Below are 14,502 nucleotides of genomic sequence, written 5' to 3' on the forward strand. Positions count from 1 at the left end.
CTTTCGTGAGGGTCAGATCTTGACCGTCAGCGGCCACACCTTCCAGATGTCGTCGCAGTATTCGGCGATCGCGCGGTCCGAGGAGAACTTGCCGCTGCGTGCGGTGTTCAGGATCGACATCTTGGTCCAGGAATCCCGGTCCTGCCAGGCTGCGCTGACCCGCTCCTGGCACTCCGCGTACGAGGCGTAGTCAGCGCACACCAGGAATGGGTCGTCGTAACGCAGGTTGTCCACCAACGGCCGGAACACCTCTGGGTCGCCGTGTGAAAACATTCCTCCGGCAATCAAATCCAGCACCGCACTCAGTTCTTCGTTGTTGTCGATGTAGTCGGCCGGGCGGTAACCGCTCGCCTTGAGCGCCTCGACTTCGTCAACGGTGAGACCGAACAGGAAGAAGTTCTCCGGGCCGGCCTCCTCCCGAATCTCGACGTTGGCTCCGTCGAGAGTGCCGACGGTCAGGGCGCCGTTGATCATGAACTTCATGTTCCCGGTGCCGGACGCCTCCTTGCCCGCGGTGGAGATCTGCTCGGACACGTTGGCGGCCGGGTAGATCAGGTGCGCGTTCTTCACGCTGAAGTTCGGGATGAACGCCACCTTGAGGAACTTGTTGACCTCCGGGTCGTTGTTGATCGTTTCGCCAACGGCGTTGATCAGCTTGATGATCCGCTTGGCCAGGAAGTACCCGGGCGCGGCCTTGCCGCCAAAGATGAAGGCTCGCGGCGGAATTGAGAGTCCTGGGTTCTGCTTGAGCCGGTAATACTGCGCGATGATGTGCAAGACGTTGAGATGCTGGCGCTTGTACTCGTGGATCCGCTTGACCTGAATGTCGAAGATCCACTCCGGGTTCAGCTCGACACCGGTCGACTCGCGGATGAACGACGCCAGTCGCTTCTTGTTGTTGCGCTTGATGTCGCGCCACTGCTCACGGAAGGAGGGGTTGTCGACATACTGTTCCAGCCCGCGCAGCCGGTCCAGATCCTTCAGCCAGCCTTCGCCGATGGTGCGGTCCAACAGTTCTCGCAGTCCGGGATTGGACAGCGCGAGAAAGCGCCGTGGAGTCACGCCGTTGGTTTTGTTGCTGAACCGCTCCGGCCACATCTCGTAGAAGTCTTTGAGCACACTCTCTTTCAGCAGCTCCGAGTGCAGCGCCGCGACGCCGTTGACGGCGTGGCTGCCGACGGTCGCCAGGTGCGCCATCCGGACGTTCTTGCCGCCCTCTTCGCCGATCAGCGACATCCGACGGACCCGATCCGGGTCGCCGAGGAATTTGATGCGCACCTCATCGAGGAACCGGCGGTTGATTTCGTAGATGATCTCGAGGTGGCGGGGCAGCGATTCGCCGAACAGTTGCAGGGGCCAGGTCTCCAGGGCCTCGGGCAGCAAGGTGTGGTTTGTGTAGGCGAACGTCGCGACGGTGATCTCCCAGGCTTCGTCCCAGTCCAGCTGACGCTCATCGATCAGCAGGCGCATCAACTCGGCGACACCGATCGATGGATGAGTGTCGTTGAGCTGCATGGCGAATCGCTGGGGGAGCTCCCTGACGCCCGCGTCGGCCAGGTCGTCCATGATGTGCAGCACGTGTTGCAGCGAGCACGACACGAAGAAGTGCTGCTGCAGCAGGCGCAGCCGTTTGCCCGCTTCCGGTTCGTCGTTGGGGTACAGGACCTTGGTCACCGTCTCCGAGGTGACCTCGTCTTCGACCGCCTTGTAGTAATCGCCAGTGTTGAAGGCATCCAACGCAAAAGACTTGACCGCCCGCGCGCTCCACAACGTCAGCACATTGCAGGTGTTGACGTCGTAGCCCTGGATGGGGGTGTCGTAGGCGACGCCTTTCAGCATCAGTCCGGGCACCCAGCGGGCACGGTCACGGCCCTCGTCGTCGGCGTAGTGCTCGACGTAGCCGCCCCACTTGACCAGATAGTTGACGTCGGGCTTCGGTATCTCCCAAGGGTTTCCGCGGTCCAGCCAGTTATCGGTCTGCTCAACCTGCCAACCGTCGTGGATCTCCTGGTCGAAAATGCCGAACTCGTAGCGGATGCCGTAGCCGATGGCCGGACGCTCGAGGGTTGCCAGCGAGTCCAGATAGCACGCGGCCAGGCGGCCCAGACCGCCGTTGCCCAGCCCCGGCTCCTCTTCGCAGGCCAGAACCTCGTCGAGCCGCTGGCCCATCGCCCCGAGTGCGGTCTTGGCCGCCTGCTCGAGGCCGAGGTTCAGCAGGTTGTTGCCCAGCTGCGGACCCATCAAGAACTCAGCCGACAGGTAGCAGGTCACCTTGCGGCCGAGATCGAGCGAGACCTGTGTGGAGGCCACCCGGCGGTCCTGCATGCGGTCACGTACCGCCAGCGCGAGCGCCCGGTAGTAGTGCTCGGGTCGCAGCGCTGCGGCCGGCCGGCCGATCGAGTAGCGCAAGTGGTCGGTGATCGCGCGCTGCAACGCGGGCGCCTGCATGCCGGTGCGTGAGTGCTCACTGAGTTCTGCCCGAGTGCCGCCGCCGGCAGAGGTTTCGTCGGAGGGTTTCTGATCGAGATCAGTCATCGTGAGTCCTATTCCTAGAGGTCCCAGCACCGCACTCGCCACATGTCCGGGTGGCAAGCAAGCAGTCAGTCTGGCAGCGATGCTTGCACACCTGGCGCGCAATTGCTGTCCGGAACATGAACGGCAACCCACGCAACCGCGACGATACGTCGTTGTACACGGCGACGCTGTTTGGGCTGTACTTCCAGCGCGATGCACAACCGGCGTCCGTTCTGGACTCGACCGCTAGGGTCAGGGCCAAACTGCGGCCGAGTTGAACGGACGGTGGAGCGTGCTGACCGTGGACCTGCTAGTCATCGGATTTGGCAAAGGCGGAAAGACGCTGGCCACCACGTTGGGTCAACGTGGTTGGCGAGTGGTGCTGGTCGAGCAGTCTTCCCGAATGTACGGCGGGACGTGCATCAACACGGGATGTGTACCGACGAAATCGATGGTTTACCAAAGTGAACGGCTGTGTCCGGGCACCTCACAGCAGGAGGCGTACTCGTCCGCGGTCGGGGTTACCCAGGGCCTGACGGCGAGTATGCGGGCGGTGAATCTGGCGGCGTTCGACACGATCGAGACGGCTTCGGTGATCACGGGCCGGGCGCGGTTCCTGGATGCGACCACGGTCGCGGTTGACGTGGACGGCGAGACGTTGGAGATCAGCGCGAAATACATTGTGGTCGGGACGGGTTCGCAATCCGTCATGCCGGACATCGCCGGATTGGCGGAATGTCCTGTCGCGGTGAACAGTGCCGCTTTACTCGAACAACCGCACCGTCCGGAGCGCCTGGTGGTGCTCGGCGGTGGTTACATCGGTCTCGAATTCGCGTCCATGTTCGCCGGCTACGGATCGCAGGTCGCGGTACTCGACCGGCACCCGACGGTGCTGTCCCGCGAGGACCCCGATGTGGTCGAGGTGGTACAGGAACTCCTCAGCGACAAGGGGATTCGGGTATTGACCGGGGCTCAGGTGAGCAGGGTCGACACCGGTCACCGAGCCGACGGCGCGGCGACCGCGACAGTTCACTATTCGGTCGACGGTGAGAGCGGATCGGTCGAAGCTGACACCGTGCTGGTGGCGCTGGGACGGCAGCCTGTCACGAGCGAGCTGGGTTTGGACGCCGCCGGTGTGCGCACCGATGCGGGCGGCGCGATCGTTGTCGATGAACATCTGCGCTCCAGCCAACCGCACATCTTCGCCGTCGGGGACGTCAATGGCGGTCCGCAATTCACCTATATCTCCCTCGACGACCACCGTGTTGTCCTCGATCAGCTGACCGAGGCGGCGGCACCGCGGAGCACCGCCGATCGCGCCGCAGTGCCGTATTCGCTGTTCGTCACGCCCCCACTGTCGCGGGTCGGCCTGACCGAACAGCAAGCCCGGAAACAGGGACTCCGCGTCAGGGTGGCATCGAGTCCGGTTGCCAAGCTGGCCACTGTCGCGCGCGCCCGGATCGTCGATGAGACGCACGGCAGGATGAAGGTCGTCGTCGACGCCGACACCGACCGCATCCTCGGAGCCGCGTTGCTGAGCTACGACTCGCACGAGGTGATCAACACCGTCGCGCTTGCCATGCGGCACGGGATCACCGCCACTGAAATGCGAGATGCGATCTATACCCACCCGTCGATGACGGAGTGCTTCAACCAGTTGCTGGGCAAGTTGGTCTGTTGATCGAAATGGTGGCCGGCGGGGATCGCCCGAGTTTCACGCTACGATGAGACACATGGTGAAGAAGGCGGTGACCCCGGGCCCGCGCGACGAACGAGGCGTGCTGCAGGCCCGAATCCTCACTTCCGCCAGATACGAGTTCGCCACCAACGGTTGGGCGGGAACCACGATCCGCGCCGTTGCGCGGGCCGCCGACGTCGACCCCGCGCTGGTGTATCACTACTTCGGCTCCAAGGAACGGCTGCTCGACGCGGCCACCGATCCGCCGGCGAGATGGCTGGCAACTGTCGCCGAGACATGGGCAACGCCGCGTGCGGAACTGGGCCGCCGACTGGTGCGCACGGTGCTCGGCGCCTGGACCGATGACGAGATCGGGTCGGTGCTGCGGGCTGTGGTACTGACCGCCGCCCACGACCCGCGCACCCTGGAGAAGCTGCGAATGGTGGTGGAGCGCAGCCTCATCGGTGGGTCCACGCTGGGAACCGATGAGGCCGACCGGCTGCGTCGCAGCGGCTTCATCGCCAGTCAACTCATCGGCTTCGCCCTGCTCCGCTTCGTCTGGAAGATTGAACCGGTCGCATCGATGTCCGAGGACGAGGTGGTGGACGCGGTCGCCCCCAACATCCAGCGCTACGTCGACGGCGACCTGTCCGCCGGCGAGCCGGAGTCTGCGTAATCAATGGTGTCCATCAGGCCCGTTAGCGCCTGCGGCAACGGGCCGTGATGCACAACGCCGAGCCGCTGGGTAGCGCGGGTCAGCGCGACGTAGAGCTCGGCCGCGCCGCGCGGATATTCGGCGAGTATTCGCTGCGGCTCGACTACCAGCACGGCGTCGAACTCCAGGCCCTTCGTCTCCGATGGAGGCACCGCGCCGGGCACGTCCGGGGGCCCGATCACCACACTGGTACCGTCCCGATCGGCCTCGATCCGGACGAATTCCTCGATCGCAGAGGCTAATTCGTCCTCGGAAAGCTGCCGCGACCAGGGCGCGACGCCGCTGCTGCGGACGGACTCCGGTGGTACGACGTCGGGGGCGAACTCAGCGAGCAGTGCCGCGGCGACGGTCATGACCTCCGCCGGGGTGCGGTAGTTCACCGTCAATGACCGGTAAATCCATCGACCGGGCACATGCGGTCGCAGCATGGCGTCCCACGACCTCGCCCCGGCCGCCGACCGGCGCTGTGCCAGGTCGCCGACCACGGTGAAGGAGCGGGCCGGGCAGCGTCGCATCAGCACCCGCCAGTCCATTTCGGACAGCTCCTGTGCCTCGTCGACCACGATGTGGCGGTAGGTCCAGTTGCGATCGGCCGCGGCGCGTTCGGCCAGTTCCCGGGTGTCGCGTTCGACGAACCGATCGGCCAGGTCCTCGCCGTAGAGCAGGTCCCGGGCCAGCAGTTTGTCCTCGTCGTCCATCAGGTCCTCGCGGTCGATCATGAGGTCCAGCACGCCGGCCGCGTATGCGGCCTCGTCGCGCTGCTCCTGCTCGGCCGTCCGATCCGCGAGTTCCTGAGCCGCCTTGTTGATGCCGAGCAGATCGGTGAGTTCGTCCAGCAGCGGCACGTCGGACACCGTCCAGGCGTCGCCGACCTCGCGCCACAGGGCTGGATCGGCACCCGCCGCGCGCAGCTTCTCGGGTGACTCGAACAGCGACGACAGCAGTTCTTCCGGTGTCAGCAGCGGCCAGAGCGCGTCGAGTGCGGCGTTGAACGCAGCGTTGTCACCGAGCTCTTCGATCAGCTCCTCGCGGAGCTTCTCCCAGGCGGCAGTGTCCGCCCGGGTCAGCCAGCCTCGGCCGATCTTGGCGATCGCCCGCTCGGTCAACACCCACGTGACGATGTCGGTGAACGCGGCGCGTGCCGCGTTGTGCGGCAGCTTGGTGGCGCGCGCCTCCTCCCGGGCCCACTGTGCCGTGTCGGCGTCGATGCGCATCGTGACGTCGGAGAGCTTGATGTGCAGTGGTTCCTCGGGGAGCTGTTGGCGGTCGGCGATCGCCGCGGCCAGCACGTCCAGAATCTTCAGCGAACCCTTCAGGCGCGCGGCCTTCGGTTCATCCTCGGCGGTGGTGCGCAGGCCGGGCACCAGATCTCCGGCGGTCATGAACACCACGGTGGACTCACCGAGTGACGGCAATACGCGGCTGATGTGATTGAGGAACGCGGTGTTGGGCCCGATCACCAGCACGCCATGGCGTTCCATCCGCTCACGCTGGGTGTAGAGCAGGTAGGCGACGCGGTGCAGGGCCACCACCGTCTTGCCGGTACCCGGGCCGCCTTCGATCACCAGTACGCCGGAGTGATCGAGTCGGATGATCTCGTCCTGCTCGCTCTGGATCGTCGCCACGATGTCGCGCATGCCCTCGCCGCGCGGTGCGTTGACCGCGGCGAGCAGGGCGACATCGGTTGAACTCCCGCGCCGACCCTCCCGCTCTGCCTCACCCGGGCGGCCGAGGACCTCGTCGGTGAAATCGACGACGCGACTCCCATGGGTATTGAATTGGCGGCGCCGCCGCATGTTCTCCGGGTTGGCCGCGGTGGCCGTGTAGAAGGGGCGAGCGGCAGGGGCCCGCCAATCGAGCAGCAACGGCTCGTAGTCTTCGTCGCTCTCGTCGAGCAATCCGATGCGTCCGACGTAGGAAGACTGTCCCGTCACACTGTCCAACCGGCCGAAACACAGCCCGTCGTCGGCAACATCGAGCCGCTTGATCCGTCGGGACAGCGCGCGCACCTCGACGTCGCGATCCATGGGCGTCTCGCCCTCGCCGCGCATCGCGGTGCGGTACCTGGCCTTGGCCCGCGCGCGCTCGTCAGCCAGACGTTCGTAGAGACCGTCGACGTAGTTCTGCTCGTACCGCAATTCGTCGTCGTAGTCCGAAGTTGATTCCCGCAATTGCCCCCCGTTCGTCCCCCCGTTGTCGATCCCGCATTGTGCGGTATGGATGGGGCCTTGCCGCAAGCCCCCGGAGCCGCTATATGGTGGAAGAGGAAACAGAACAGGCAAGGCAGCCAACTCTGTTTCCGTTTTCATTTGTACGCGGTCGATCCCTTAAAGGGGCACCAGTTCGATGCGCGCAGTGCCTTGTGGACATTTCAGCTCGGCCCACGGCCGCTCGGCGAGTTGCCGGCTGACCAGCTCGCACACGGTGACCAAGTGGTCGTAGTCGATGAAATCGATTTCCAGGTCTGACAGTGCGGCCTCGATCCCGCAGCCGAGAGTGACTGTACCGCAAGGTGAGTCGGCGTCCAGGTAGTCGCCGACGACGATCCGCCGCAGCGACGGCCCGCGCTCATGTCAGACCCCCAGCGGACACTCATTGAACATGTACAGCCCTATCCCGTTCGTCGCCCCACATCCGCGCGCTCCTGGTTTCCACGACGTGCGCTGCCGTGCCACCTGGACCCCGCGCGGCGCCGGGCCTGTCGCAGCGGCGAAAATTCGGTCGCCCGGCCGGCTTGGTGAGTCCCTACGATCTCCGGGTGGATGCAATGCCGGAGAAGCTGGAAGAGGACGCGGTCTACAGGAATCGCCATGCCACGCCGTGGCACCGGCAGATCGCGGACTCCAACACCGTGCTGCTTACCCAGGTGGGCTCGGGCCTACACGGCGTCACCATCGAGGGAACCGACGACCGCGACGAGATGGGCGTGTGCATCGAGCCCCCAGACTGCGTGATCGGCCTGCGTTCGTTCGAGCAATACCAATTCCGCACCCAGCCCGAAGGGCTCGCTCCGGGGCCGGTGATCTGGACCTTGTGGTTTACAGCCTGCGGAAGTGGGCTCGACTCGTCGGCGCGGGCAACCCGACCGTGCTGCTCCTGCTATTCGCGCCGCCGGAGGAAATCGTCAGCATCGAAGCGCCGGGCACCGAGCTGCGGGAGCGGCCGGAGCTGTTCTTGTCGCGCGATTGCGGTCGTCGCTTCGTGGGCTACCTCGAGGCGCAGCGCGATCGAATGCTCGGGCTGCGATCGCAGCGGACCAATCGGCCGGAGCTGGTCGAGGAGTACGGCTATGACTGCTACCTCGACGACACTGAGTTCCTCACTCGGCGAGGGTGGCTGACCTACGATCAGATCGATGATGATGACTGGTTGGGTACGGTCATCCAGGCCACTGGCGGGTTGGAGTTTCAGAAGCCCGTAGGTCGGATTGCGAAGCCTTTCTCTGGTTCGATTCTGAGTGGTCGGACTCACTACAGCGCATGGGCGGTCACCCCCAATCACCGCATGCGGGTTGCAAAGATGCTGCGGGGGCCTTGCGGTAAGAATCCACGTGCGCACACTGATGAGACATCAGGGCTATGGCACTTTCGACGTGCCGACGAAGTGACCTCTCTGGACTGGTACCAGCAGGTTGCTGTCACCCCTCGTAGTGGCGAGTTTCCTGTGGAGGATGCACATCTGGCGCTTGTCGGGGCCTATGTTTCCGAAGGGTGCGTAAGTAAGCATCGGAAGGATGGGTCTGCGTCCGTTCTGCGCATCGAGCAAAAGGACGGTGGTCGATTGCACGACACGATGAAGCTGGTCGCGAGCTACTACCCCCTGCGTGAGTATCGTTATCCGGAGAAGCGACCAGTGACGATTTGGACCCTGGCCATGCCGGTTGTTTGCGCTGACCTGGCCAAGACGTGCGGGACGGGAAGCAAGAACAAGCGTCTTCCCCCTTGGTCCATGGACCTGTCCGGGCGTCAGGCCAACGTGCTCTTGCAAGCCCTCCTCAATGGTGACGGCACGCCACATCGCACGGGCGGCTGGGTGTATTACACCAACTCTGATGGCTTAGCAGATGATGTTCAGACCTTGGCTTTGGTAGCAGGTCGCCGCGCTATCAAGCGTGGGCCTTATCAAGCTGGCATGTATCAGATCCTGATCCAGGACTACGGAACGTCTATTTACAATTCGTTTCGGGGTCGAGATATCAAGACCGAGAACGCCGTCGATCGAAGGATCGTGTGCTTCACGGTGCCTAATGAGACGCTGGTGACGCGACGTAATGGACGTGTTGCTATGCACGGCAACACCAAGTTCGCCTACCACGCGCTGCGGCTGGGACTGCAGGGCAACGAACTGCTCACCGCGGGTCGCATCACGCTGCCCGTGCCCGAGCCGTCCCGCTCCTGGCTGCTTGATGTGCGGCTCGGCAAGGTGGCCAAGGAGACGGTGCTCGACACGATCGGCGACCTGCGCGACTAACTGGTCACTCAGACCGCCAACGCCGATCTGCCTGAACACTGTGACTACGACCGGCTCAACGAGTGGCTGATCGAGGCGCATCAAAATTGGTGGCAGACAAAGGGGTATCTCGTCGACGGTGCCCACCGGTAATGCTCCGGTGGGCACCGCTCGTGGCTATTGAGCGAGCAGATTGACTACACCCGTGAACACGGTGGGCATCGCCGCTGCGGCCGGGACCAACCGAGACCGCACCGGCGCATAGCCGCTGGCCGCAAGCAGGCCGGCGGTCAGCATGCGATAGCGCCGCGTCATCTGTCGCCATTGCCGGTCGTATGCCTCCGGGCGTTCTGCGACAACCGCTTTGACCAACAGCTCGGCAGCACCGAACGCCAGCCCCAGGCCTTCGCCGGTGAGCGCGTCGACGTAGCCTGCCGCGTCGCCGACGAGCATCACCCGCCCCGCCGTCCGGCTTGAAACCCGTTGGCGCAGTGGGCCGGCGGCCCGGTCCGGCTCATGCGGCTTGCCGTCGATCCGGTCCCGCAGGCCCGGGAATTCAGCGAGGTGCTTGTTGAACCCACCGCGCTGGGACGTCAACATCGCGACGCCGACGCAGTCGTCGGCGACCGGCGTCACGTAGGCCTCAGCGTTTGCGGCCCAGTGGACCTCGACGAAGTCCGACCACGGCGCCATCTGTACATGCCGCCGGATACCCCAGCGGCGCGGTCCCGGGCTGGTCTGCTCGAGTCCCAGCGAGCGGCGGATGGGGGAGTGCAAGCCGTCGGCCGCGGCAAGGTAGCGCGCGCGCCGCTGGCCGACCCGTACCGAGAACGCATCCTGGGTGATCTCGCCGGCCTCTTCCTGGCAGATCTGCACGCCAGCACTGATCGCGGCGTCCAGAAGTGCGCCGTGCAGCACGGTTCTGCGGACGCCGCGCCCGCGGGCCTGCCGAAACGGCGCGTCGACATGATGCCTGCCGTCCCGGTAACTAATGCCCCGAAACGGTTTCCCGTGCGGGTGCACGCCCAGATTCTCCAAGTGCCGCAGGGTATGTGGCATCAGCCCTTCACCACACGCCTTGTCGATGGCTCCGCCGCGTCGTTCGATCACTGCAACTTCCAGGCCGGCTTTGGCGCCGTAGAGTGCGGTGGCCAGTCCGGCCGGGCCACCGCCCACGACGAGCAGGTCGATCATGACAGGCTCGCCAGCGCTGCGTTTTCGACCTTCACCCGGGTGCGCAACAGTGCCGCGTTGAGCACCGTGAACGCGCACGCGGTGATCCATCCACTGTGCACCAACGGCAGCGCGATCCCCTCGGCAATGACGGCGACGTAATTCGGGTGCGGCACAAGTCGATAGGGGCCACCATCGATGCGGACCGCACCGGGGATGACGATCACGCGGGTGTTCCACTGGTGATTCAAGGTCGTGATGCACCACCAGCGCAACCCCTGTGCGGCAAGCACGATTGCGAACATCGTCCAACCCAGAAGTGGAATGAACGGGCGGTGCAACACGATCGGCTCAATCAGGCATCCCGCCAGCAGGCCGGTGTGCAGGGCGACCATCAACGGATAATGTCGCGCCCCGAATTCGACACCGCCCTGCTCCTGGCTCCAGGACCGGTTGCTTTCGGCAACGATTACTTCGGCCAGTCGCTCGATCGCGACGAGTCCGATCAACAGCACATACCAGGTCATTGAAATCACTTCCAGCGCAGCATGACTAGTTCAGAGCAGAAGCCTGGACCCATCGCCATCATCAGCCCTGGGCTGCCGGCAGTCGGCCGCTTGGCGATGGTGTCGCGCAGCACGTGCAGCACCGAGGACGACGAGAGGTTACCGACCTCACTCAATGAGCGCCAGGTCAATTCGAGTGCGTCGTCGGGCAATCCAAGGGCGGAGACGATCGACTCGATGACCTTGGGGCCGCCCGGGTGGCTCACCCACGCGCCGACGTCGGAGATTTCCAACCCGTGTGCTCCGAGGAACTGTGTCACGTCGTCGCCCAAGTAGGTCTCGACAACCGTCGCCACGTCCGGCGACAGGATGAGCCCGAATCCGGAGGAGTCGATCTTCCAGCCCATCGTGCCCTGCGAGTCGGGATAGAGGTGGCTGCGTGATCCGAGGACCTCCGGTCCGGAGGCGCCGATCTCTTGCGCCCGGCGTTCGCCGACTGCCACCACCGCGGCGGCGCCGTCACCGAACAGCGCGGTGCCGACCAGGGTGGCCCCGGACGCCTTGGCGGCCGGGTAGGTGAGCGAGCACAGCTCCACCGACACCAGCACCGCGACATCGTCGGGCGCACCGCGCAGGTAGTCATTGAGCCGGCCCACCCCGGCGGCGCCCGCCACGCAGCCGAGCCCGAACATCGGCACCCGCCGCACGTCGGGCCGCAGTCCCAGGCGGGAGGCGATGCGCGCTTCCAGCGACGGGACCATGAGGCCGGTGACGGTCGTCGAGAAGATCACGTCGACGTCCTCTGGCTGCAGACCCGCTTCGTCGAGGGCGGCGGTCAGCGCCCTGCAGCCGAGTTCCACGGCATTTTCGATGAAGATGTCGTTGGCGTCGCCGAAGTCGGTCAGCGCTGGGTACCTGTCCAACGGCAGTACCAAATAACGACTGTCGACCTTGGAACTGGCGTGCAGTTTACGAAGCAGGTCACCGTAGGGTGCGAAAGCCGGTAAACCGGCCAGCATCTCGGTGATCTCGCTCTGCGCGTAGCGGTGCTCTGGCAGCGCTCCCTGCACACCGGCTATCACGCTGCCGGCACTCTGAGTGTGAAAAGCGTTGCTGCTCAAGGTTCCCCTCATAATCCTCACCTTTCTTGAACTGCGTTTTTCAGGCCGGCGTCGTTGCCGGTTGTGAAATCTGTGGGCTCTCGCTGATTCCGAATCGGTCGTGCAGCCGGGTCAATGATTTGGGCGCCCACCAATTCCAGCGACCCATCACCTGCATGAATGCCGGCAGCAGCACCATGCGCACCAACGTGGCGTCCGCTGCTACGGCCAGCGTCAGACCCACTCCGAACATCCGCATGAAGGACACGTGCGCGACGATCAAGGCGGCGAACGAGATTGACATGACCAGGGCCGCTGCCGTCACCACCCGCCCGGTGCGTGCCACGCCGAGCGCGACGCTCTCGTCGTTGTCGGCGCGGGTTTTGCCCGAGGTGAGCCAGAACTCACGGATCCGGGAGACCACGAAGACCTCATAATCCATGGACAGGCCGAAGGAGATGCAGAACAGCAGCACCGGCATATTGGCGACCAGTGTCCCGGTGGATGTCGTTCCGAGCCCGTTCAGATGGTGGTCCTGGAAGATCCACACCATCGCGCCGAAGGCTGTGGTGAGCGAAAGGACATTGAGGACAAGCGCTTTCAGTGGCAGCACCACGCTGCCCGTCATCAGGAACAGCAGCACGACGGTGACCAGTGCGATCAGGCCCAGCACCAGCGGCAGCCGGGAGGTGATCGCGTTGACGCTGTCCCGATTGATCTGCGCGGTACCGGTTAACTCGACGGTCCGGCCGTCGGGGCGTGCGACATCGTGGAGTCGGCGCAGTTGTGCTTCTGACGCGTCGGAGAAGAGCGGGGCAGTGCTGCCGACGGTGAGGAATGCGCTGCCGTGTGCCTTGCCGGTGGCCGCTGAGGGCGGGCCGGTGAGGGCGCCGGCCACGAAGGTACCGACCGGGGAGGAGACTGCCGAAACCTCGGGCACCCGCGAGAGATCGGCTGAATACCTGGCGATTTCGGCGTCCGGCAGCCCGTCCGCGTTGGGGATGACGATGCTGACCGCAGTGGCGGAGTCGGTGGTGAAATCGCTACGCAGCTGATCGCCGACCTGGCGTGCCGATGCAGAGCGGGGCAACACCCGGTCGTCCGGGAAGCCCCAGCGGACCCCGAGGAACGGCGTGCCGACCAGCAGCAGCAGGGCGACGACAGCCAGCCCGATCGGGATCGCTCGACGTGTGACGAATTTCGTTGAGCGGTACCAGAACTGATTCTCCAAGGGGCGCTGGACCGGTGCTGCCCGGCCGCTGATCCGGCGGACCAGGCGGCGTACGTCCAAGGCATTGAGCCGGTCGCCCAGCAGCACGATGCCGGCGGGGGTCAGCACCACCGAGGCGATAGCGGTGAATGCGACCGTGGCAATCCCCGCGTAGCCGAACGACTTCAAGAAGTGCATCGGGAACAGGATCATGGCGGCCATCGAAAGGGCAACTGTGGTGGCCGAGAACAACACCGTGCGGCCGGCGGTCGCCATGGTGTGCATCAGGGCTTCGTCCCGGGCTGCGCCCGTGGCCATCTCGTCGCGGAAGCGACTGACGATCAGCAGCGTGTAGTCGATCGCCAGGGCCAGGCCCAGTGCGGTGGTGAGGTTGAGTGCAAAAATCGATACGTCGGTGGTGAAAGCGATCAGCCGCAACACCGCCAGCGTGCCCAGGATGGACATGCCGCCGATGGCGACCGGCAGCGCCGCGGTGAACAGACCGCCGAACACCCAGACCAGCACCACGAAGCTGAGCGGAATCGCGATCGCCTCCACGAGCAGCAGATCGCGCTGCGCCTGCGCGGTGATCTGTACGTTGACCATCGCGACTCCACCGGACCGCACCGTGACGCCATTGCGGTCGTAGGCGAACTGTTGCGACAGCGCGTCGGCGTGCTTCTGCGAATTCGCCTCGCCACCACCGATGCCGGCGACGATCAGCCCGGACTTGCCGTCCTTACTGATCAGGGAGGCGGCGGTAGCCGGCGGGGAAGTCCAGGCCGAGGTCACGTTCGTCACGTGCGGTGAACGGCCGAGTTGGTCGGCGATATCGGTGCCGACCGCCCGGGCTGCCGGGCCATTGACGCCGTCCGGAGCGGTCACCACGAACAACACCTGGACGTCGCCTTGGGCGAACTTGTCACCCAGAGTCGCAGTGGCTCTGGCTGATTCAGAGTTCGGGTCGGCGAAGCCACTGGCCGACAGATCATTGGCCACCGGAATCCCGAAGATGCCCGCGGCCAGCAGCAGAAGCGCCGCGATGCCGATGGTCCGCCTCGGTGCAGCGATGGCCAGGGCGGCGATGTGGTGCAGCAGCCCACGGTGCAGCGCAACGGTGATCGCTGGGACCTCTTCGGTGACCTCTTTGATCTTGG

The 14,502-nt window shown here is 64.9% G+C and carries 9 protein-coding genes and 1 pseudogene; 4 read left to right on the top strand and 6 right to left on the bottom strand.

The genetic code is table 11. From position 1 onward, the window contains the following. Window positions 1-12 precede the first annotated feature (12 nt). Window positions 13-2,535, bottom strand: coding sequence for a glycogen/starch/alpha-glucan phosphorylase (locus ACZY1I_RS05715; protein WP_463753272.1), 2,523 nt, complete (start codon window positions 2,533-2,535; stop codon window positions 13-15). Window positions 2,536-2,806: 271 nt separating this feature from the next. Between ACZY1I_RS05715 and ACZY1I_RS05720 the strand changes: the two genes are divergently transcribed. Next, entirely contained in the window at window positions 2,807-4,195 is a 1,389-nt protein-coding gene (locus ACZY1I_RS05720) for an FAD-dependent oxidoreductase (protein WP_463753273.1), read from the top strand. 52 nt (window positions 4,196-4,247) lie between these two features. Next, entirely contained in the window at window positions 4,248-4,868 is a 621-nt protein-coding gene (locus ACZY1I_RS05725) for a TetR/AcrR family transcriptional regulator (protein WP_463753274.1), read from the top strand. Here ACZY1I_RS05725 and helR read toward each other — a convergent pair. Beyond that, window positions 4,823-7,078: an RNA polymerase recycling motor ATPase HelR gene (helR, locus tag ACZY1I_RS05730; protein WP_463753275.1), complete on the bottom strand. Its 2,256-nt coding sequence runs from the start codon at window positions 7,076-7,078 to the stop codon at window positions 4,823-4,825. The genes ACZY1I_RS05725 and helR overlap by 46 nt on opposite strands. Before the next feature lie 596 nt (window positions 7,079-7,674). Between helR and ACZY1I_RS05735 the strand changes: the two are divergent. Next, window positions 7,675-7,815, top strand: a pseudogene (locus ACZY1I_RS05735) (hypothetical protein); the annotation flags it as partial. Window positions 7,816-7,940: 125 nt separating this feature from the next. After that, entirely contained in the window at window positions 7,941-9,377 is a 1,437-nt protein-coding gene (locus ACZY1I_RS05740; RefSeq protein WP_463753276.1) for a DNA polymerase beta superfamily protein, read from the top strand. Window positions 9,378-9,533: 156 nt separating this feature from the next. Here ACZY1I_RS05740 and ACZY1I_RS05745 read toward each other — a convergent pair whose 3' ends face one another. The 4 genes from ACZY1I_RS05745 to ACZY1I_RS05760 are packed head-to-tail and all read right to left on the bottom strand — an operon-like array spanning window position 9,534 to window position 14,443. Further along, window positions 9,534-10,550, bottom strand: coding sequence for an NAD(P)/FAD-dependent oxidoreductase (locus tag ACZY1I_RS05745; RefSeq protein ID WP_463753277.1), 1,017 nt, complete (start codon window positions 10,548-10,550; stop codon window positions 9,534-9,536). After that, a complete protein-coding gene (locus ACZY1I_RS05750; RefSeq protein ID WP_463753278.1) occupies window positions 10,547-11,056 on the bottom strand; it encodes an isoprenylcysteine carboxyl methyltransferase family protein in 510 nt (169 codons plus the stop codon). The genes ACZY1I_RS05745 and ACZY1I_RS05750 overlap by 4 nt, the downstream gene beginning before the upstream one ends. Before the next feature lie 5 nt (window positions 11,057-11,061). Further along, window positions 11,062-12,168: a type III polyketide synthase gene (locus ACZY1I_RS05755; protein WP_463753279.1), complete on the bottom strand. Its 1,107-nt coding sequence runs from the start codon at window positions 12,166-12,168 to the stop codon at window positions 11,062-11,064. A gap of 28 nt (window positions 12,169-12,196) precedes the next feature. After that, the gene (locus ACZY1I_RS05760) at window positions 12,197-14,443 is read right to left on the bottom strand and encodes an MMPL family transporter (RefSeq protein WP_463753530.1); all 2,247 of its coding nucleotides are present in this window, start codon (window positions 14,441-14,443) and stop codon (window positions 12,197-12,199) included. Window positions 14,444-14,502 lie beyond the last annotated feature (59 nt).

The organism is Mycobacterium sp. IDUB_37 (assembly GCF_055419245.1).